The 6,613-nt window shown below is 40.5% G+C and carries 7 protein-coding genes; all 7 read left to right on the forward strand.

Annotated elements, in window-relative coordinates:
* Window positions 1-2: 2 nt before the first annotated feature.
* Entirely contained in the window at window positions 3-299 is a 297-nt protein-coding gene (locus tag ACYVAA_RS21895) for a hypothetical protein (RefSeq protein ID WP_460546001.1), read from the forward strand.
* 439 nt (window positions 300-738) lie between these two features.
* The gene (locus tag ACYVAA_RS21900) at window positions 739-861 is read left to right on the forward strand and encodes a hypothetical protein (RefSeq protein WP_460546002.1); all 123 of its coding nucleotides are present in this window, start codon (window positions 739-741) and stop codon (window positions 859-861) included.
* 17 nt (window positions 862-878) lie between these two features.
* A complete protein-coding gene (locus ACYVAA_RS21905) occupies window positions 879-1,001 on the forward strand; it encodes a hypothetical protein (protein ID WP_460546004.1) in 123 nt (40 codons plus the stop codon).
* A gap of 41 nt (window positions 1,002-1,042) precedes the next feature.
* On the forward strand, window positions 1,043-3,499 hold the full coding sequence (hsdR, locus tag ACYVAA_RS21910; protein WP_460546006.1) for a type I restriction endonuclease subunit R: 2,457 nt from the start codon (window positions 1,043-1,045) through the stop codon (window positions 3,497-3,499).
* A complete protein-coding gene (gene rhuM, locus ACYVAA_RS21915; protein ID WP_460546009.1) occupies window positions 3,499-4,485 on the forward strand; it encodes a virulence RhuM family protein in 987 nt (328 codons plus the stop codon). Before hsdR ends, rhuM begins: the two co-directional genes overlap by 1 nt.
* A complete protein-coding gene (locus tag ACYVAA_RS21920; protein WP_460546011.1) occupies window positions 4,486-5,922 on the forward strand; it encodes a class I SAM-dependent DNA methyltransferase in 1,437 nt (478 codons plus the stop codon).
* Window positions 5,919-6,613 (forward strand): restriction endonuclease subunit S (locus ACYVAA_RS21925; protein ID WP_460546013.1); only part of this gene is annotated, 695 nt, incomplete at its 3' end. The genes ACYVAA_RS21920 and ACYVAA_RS21925, both read left to right, overlap by 4 nt.

Genomic DNA, 6,613 nt, shown 5'->3' on the forward strand with positions numbered 1-6,613 from the left:
TGATCAATATTCAAAAAGACGAGCTTATCATAGAATTGATCCTTCAAGATCTTAAGCATAATCAATTGATTAGAGGCTTGGATAAAATAGACTTGGATGCAGGCCATTGTCATCATCTAGGGATTATGGATTTGGTCAAGCGGCTGATGGAAGTACCAGAACATTGGGAGAATGATTTTTTAGATACTTATATGGGGTATATGGATAGATGCCTGGATTATCCTATTTCCAGTTTAGGTGAAGAGCTGAGAGAGTTGGCGGAGGAGTGTTATGAGGGGTTGGGCAAGCTATTTTTTTGAAAAATCAAAGTGAAAATGGCCAGTAAATATAATTCAAATAACTTTTTAACTACCAAATTTTGTAAGAAGTTGAGATGGATTTAAAAGGCTTCATCTTCGCTGATAGAAATTCCTTTGTAGTACAAAAACTATTTATTGTTTTATTAAGATCACAGATAAATGATGGGTTTTGTTATTTCTCTTTAAGTTTGATTGAAAGCGGAAGAACCATCAATTAAAAATTCATATAACAAATGCTGTTTTCGTTTATTCTGTTGGATCAGTCAATTATTTATTAAGCGTTAAAAAAGCTTGAAATAAGAAAAAGGCCAATGTGACACGTTTAATTTTCATGGTATTTTTTATATTTGACCAATTCTGACAAGTCTCAGAAATAATAATAGATTTATAAGGAATATTAAATCCTAAATCTGTATCCTAGACCTATTTGGGACGAAGTATGCCTAAGTTAACAGAAGCTAAACAGTTTTTACCTAGACAAGTAGCGGCCTATATTGAAGCGGATACAGCTTTGGTCAGTAAACTGGAGCGGGGGAGAGAAAGGCTCAAAAGAATCAGCTAAAAAAAATCGCAGCTTTTTTGGAGGTAGATGAAAAAGAACTGGAACTGCTTTGGTTGGCTGATAAGATTATAGATGATATTGACCAAGAGCCACAAGGTTTGAAAGCCTTAAATTTTGTACAAGGGGAATTGGTCAAGTAATTATTTTCCTTGTTTGACTTGACCTTTTTGATTGCGTGATTATGATTGACAAGAAAACCCTTTCTGAACGTGATATTTGTACCAAATTCATCACACCTGCCATAGAAAAGGCGGGTTGGGACAAGACCACTCAGTTACTTGAAGAAGTATCATTTACAGATGGTAAAATCTATGTTAGGGGAAGGCTTACCGCAAGGGGAAAAAGAAAAAGAGCAGATTATATCCTGTACTACAAACCCAATATCCCTATTGCAATTGTTGAGGCCAAGGACAATAGACATTCAGTAAGGGCAGGACTGCAACAAGCTTTGGACTATGCCGAAATTCTGGATATACCTTGTGTTTTTAGTAGCAATGGTGACGGGTTTGTTTTCCATGACCGGACGGCCACTGACGGAAATATTGAGACAGAACTTGATATTGATAGCTTTCCAAGTCCTGAAGAGCTTTTAAAAAAGTACAAACAATACAAAGGAATCCATACAAGCGAGGCTCAAGAAGTAGCATTACAGGATTATCATTTTGACGGAAGTGGTAGGTCACCTAGATATTATCAACAAATTGCTGTAAACCGAACGGTAGAGGCGGTTGCAAATGGACAAGGAAGGATTTTACTGGTCATGGCAACCGGAACGGGAAAGACTTACACGGCTTTTCAGATCATCCACCGACTTTGGAAAAGTAGGGCAAAGAAGAGAATTCTGTTTTTAGCAGACAGAACAGCCCTAATAGATCAAACCAGAAGGGGGGATTTCAAACATTTCAAAGACAAGATGACCATCATCAAAAAAAAGGTGGTGAGCAGGGCAGATGGAAAGGAAGAGCTTGTAAGTAACAATAAGAGGGGAATAGATACAGAGGATAAGGCCTATGAAGTGTTCCTGGGCCTTTATCAGGGATTGACCAATGCCAGCGATATAGAAGATGCATACAAGGATTTTTCACCTGAATTTTTCGATCTCATAATCATAGATGAGTGCCATAGAGGAAGTGCCAAAGAGGACAGTGCCTGGCGGGAGATACTTCGCTATTTCAATAAAGCTACTCATATTGGTTTGACAGCCACTCCCAAAGAAACCAAAGAGGTATCCAATATTGAATATTTTGGAGATCCGATTTATACCTATTCCCTTAAACAAGGGATTGATGATGGTTTTTTGGCTCCTTATCGGGTGGTTCGGGTCAACCTGAACGTTGATGCTGAAGGCTGGCGGCCGGAGCAAGGGAAAAAGGATAAGGATGGCAAGGAAGTGGAAGACCGTGTATATAACCGGAAGGACTTTGATAAAACACTGGTCATCGATGAGCGAACCCAAACAGTGGCTAGAAAGCTTACTGAGTTTTTGAAAGGTTATGACCGATTTGCCAAGACCATTGTTTTTTGTTCGGACATTGATCATGCTGAGCGGATGCGATTTGCTCTATCCAATCTGAATGCTGATTTAGTGGCCAAGAACCACAAGTATATCATGCAGATCACGGGAGACAATGATGAAGGGAAAAGAGAGCTTGACAACTTTATCAATCCAGAAGAAACATATCCCGTGATAGCCACTACTTCCGAATTAATGACCACCGGAGTGGATGCCCAAACTTGTAGGGTTATCGTATTGGATGCGGAAATCAAATCCATGACCAAGTTTAAGCAAATAGTAGGAAGAGGAACCAGGATCAATGAGGGATTTGGCAAAATGTTTTTTACTATTCTGGATTTTCGAAATGTTACTGATCTTTTTGCCGACAAGGACTTTGATGGAGACCCTATAAGAGTAAAACCTGTTTCAGAGGATACCGATTTGACCAATATCGTTGATGAGGAACAAAGCATTGACAGCCCGATCATAGACGAGGAGACAGGGGAGGAGATAGAAATCGAAGCAAAGATTCGCTATCCCGAACCGCAGACAAGAACCAGCAAAGTCAATGAGCCCCGTCAGAAAGTGTACGTGAATGGGGTGGATGTATCGGTGTTGATCAGCCGTGAAATGTATTTTGACACCAATGGAAAGCCCATTACCACCAGCCTAAAAGACCATACCAAAGAATTGATCAAGGGTCAGTACGCATCCTTGGATGATTTTCTAGCTCGATGGAACAGTACGGACAAAAAAGAAATCATCATCAAGGAACTGGAAGAACAAGGTGTTTTGGTGGAAGCTTTGCGAGATGCAGTAAACAGGGAGGTTGATCTTTTTGATCTTATATGCCATGTTGCTTTTGAGCAGCCCCCGCTCACACGTAAGGAACGTGCCAATAATGTTAAAAAGCGGGATTATTTCACAAAATATGGTGACCAAGCCAGGAAAGTCTTGGAGACGCTTTTGGATAAGTATGCAGACGAAGGAGTGACCAATATTGAGAGTATGGATATCCTCAAGGTCAAACCGCTTACGGATTACGGTTCCCCCTTGGAGATTATCAAGCAGTTTGGAAGCAAAGCCAAATATTTAGAAGCCGTAAAAGAATTGGAACAAGAATTATATAATACAGGAGCTTAATGAGTTCGGAAATACTAATTTACCAAACAGAAGACGGGCAGACCAAAATTCAAACCAGATTGGAGAATGAAACCGTTTGGCTGACCCAAGAACAAATCAGTGACCTTTTTCAGCGGGACAGAAGTGTAATCACCAGGCACATAGGGAATGTTTTTAAAGAAGGAGAATTGGACGAAAAAAGCAATGTGCAGATTTTGCACATTAGTGGTTCAGACCGTCCAGTTAAGTTCTATAACCTGGATGTCATCATTTCTGTAGGGTACAGGGTAAAATCTCATCGGGGTGTTCAGTTTAGAAAATGGGCCACCTCGAGAATCAAAGAGTACATCGTTAAGGGGTTTACAATGAATGACGAGCTCCTAAAAGAGGCCGGAGGCGGTAACTACTTTGATGAACTTCTTGCCAGAATTCGGGACATTAGATCTTCCGAGAAGGTGTTTTGGAGAAAGGTTCTGGATATCTATGCTACCAGTATCGATTACGATCCGAACACCGAAATTTCCACCACTTTTTTCAAAACGGTACAAAATAAAATGCACTGGGCTGCACATGGACACACAGCAGCAGAAGTTATCTACAAAAGGATAGATGCCGGTAAAAAAAATCTTGGACTTACTAATTTTAAGGGGGCAAAGCCCACAAAAAAGGAAACCGAGGTAGCCAAGAATTACCTGAACGAGCAGGAATTGGAAATTCTAAACAGGATCGTTACGGCTTACCTCGAAATGGCAGAATTACAGGCGATGAACCGAAAGCCCATGTATATGAAGGACTGGGTATCCAGGCTGGATGATTTTTTGACCATGACAGGGAATGAAATATTGACCCATGCGGGTAAAGTCAGCCATCAAAAGGCACTGGGTAAAGCCCATTCGGAGTATGAGAAGTTCAAAGAAAAAACTAAGAATGAGCTTTCTCAAGTAGAGAAAGATTTTATTGAAAATATTGACAAGACTGCCAAGCAGCTAAAAAACAAGAAGAAATAAATGGCCAACTTAAAAGGTATATTAGATAGCATCCGCAAGATCATGTGGCAGGACACTGGACTGAATGGTGATGCACAGCGTATTGAACAGTTGGGATGGATGCTTTTTCTGAAAATTTTCTCCGATAAGGACAAGGAGCTGGAAGTCATTAAGGACGATTACGAAAGCCCTATTCCTGCTGAGTTTCACTGGGACGAATGGGCTGGGGATGATGAAGGGATTACGGGTGATGAATTACAGGCTTTTGTGGATCAGAAACTCTTTCCTACACTTCGAAACCTAAAGGTGGGTATGAGCGAAGACCTAGCTAACCAAAGGGCACTATTGGTACGTGAGGTATTTGAGGGCAATAACAATTACATGAAAAGCGGGATCAATCTCCGCAAGGTTTTGAACAAGCTCAATGAAATAGACTTCAATATTGCTAAAGACCGCCACGCATTTGGCGAACTCTATGAAACCATTTTGAAGGAACTACAAAGTGCGGGTAAAAGCGGGGAATTCTACACACCAAGAGCCATTACGGAGTTTATCTGTGAAATGATGCATCCACAATTGGGGGAAAAGATTTTAGACCCTAGCTGTGGAACAGGTGGTTACTTGACGGCAGCTATTGAACATCTGAAAAGCCAGGCCAATAGTGTAGCAGAGAGGGAGAGTATTGCAAAGAACGTGTTTGGATGGGAGTACAAGCCGCTTCCTTATTTGCTGGCCACTACCAACCTGATTTTGCATGATATGGAGGTGCCTAATATCACTTTCCGTGATAGTTTGGATCAGCCACTGAGCAATTATACCGAAAAAAACAGGGTAAACGTGATCCTGGCCAACCCTCCTTTTGGGGGTATCGTGGCCAATAATAACGAAAATAATTTTCCGCAGAATTTTAAGACCAAGGAAAGTGCCGACCTGTTTTTGGTGCTGATGGTGCATTTACTGAAGCAAGGTGGTAGAGCTGGGATTGTATTGCCTGATGGTTCCTTGACAGGGGATGGTGTAAAGCAAAGGGTACGTGAAAAATTGCTTACCGATTGTAATCTGCACACCATCATTCGATTGCCCAACTCCGTGTTTAAGCCTTATGCTACGGTGGCTACGAATTTACTGTTCTTTACCAAAGGTGAGCCGACCAAAGAGATATGGTATTATGAGCATCGCTTGCCGGAAGGGCAAAAAAGTTACAGTAAAACAAAACCACTTCAAGTAAAGGAATTTGAGCCCATTAAAAAATGGTGGAATGATCGACAGGAAAACGAGGTAAGCTGGAAGGTGGATATTAAGACTATTACGGACAGAAATTATGATCTGGATATCAAAAATCCCCACAAGCAGGAAGAAGAAATTACCCACAGCAGTGAAGAACTGATGGGGATGTTGAATAGAAGTTTTGAAAGAAGTCAGGATTTGTTGAACCAATTAAAGGCGGCTGTGAAATGAGTTGGAATACCTATAAATTTGGGGATTTCTTACACCGCAGTAAGATTCCAATTGATATTGAAGACGGTAAAGAATATAAGCGTGTAACAATCAAATCCAAGCATCAAGGCGTTTCGGTTAGGGATACTGAAAAAGGTGAAAAAATTGGCACCAAAAAACAGTTCGTCCTGAAAGCTGGTCAATTTGTTCTATCTAAGATTGATGCCAGATATGGAGCGTTTGGAATAGCGCCAGATGAAGTTGAAGGTGCAATAATAACAGGAAACTTTTGGGCCTACAATGTTGATTTCTCAATCATAAATATTGAGTGGTTTAATCAGTTCACAAACTCGCAAGATTTTTATGATGTTTGCGAAAGAGCAAGTTCAGGAATTACTCATCGCAAATATTTAAATGAAGATTTCTTTCTTAATTATGAAATAGAACTACCTGATATAAACGAACAGCTAGCAATTGTTGAAGAGTTCAAGAAGAACAAAATAACTCTTGAAAATCAATCCACTGAACTCACCAACCAGCTTGATTTGGTAAAGCAACTCCGTCAAGCCTTTTTACGGGAAGCCATGCAAGGTAAATTGGTGCCACAAAATCCAAATGAAGAACCTGCTTCGGTGCTTTTAGAGAAGATCAAAAAGGAAAAGGAACGCTTGGTCAAGGGAAAGAAGATTAAGAAGCAAAAAGCACTTCCACC

Source organism: Echinicola sediminis, assembly GCF_054777495.1.

Bases quoted from the DNA above. Each gene is read 5' to 3' on its own strand.
- rhuM (WP_460546009.1), top strand. From the start codon at position 3,499: ATGAGTTCGGAAATACTAATTTACCAAACAGAAGACGGGCAGACCAAA.
- ACYVAA_RS21900 (WP_460546002.1), top strand. From the start codon at position 739: ATGCCTAAGTTAACAGAAGCTAAACAGTTTTTACCTAGACAAGTAGCG.
- hsdR (WP_460546006.1), top strand. From the start codon at position 1,043: ATGATTGACAAGAAAACCCTTTCTGAACGTGATATTTGTACCAAATTC.
- ACYVAA_RS21920 (WP_460546011.1), top strand. From the start codon at position 4,486: ATGGCCAACTTAAAAGGTATATTAGATAGCATCCGCAAGATCATGTGG.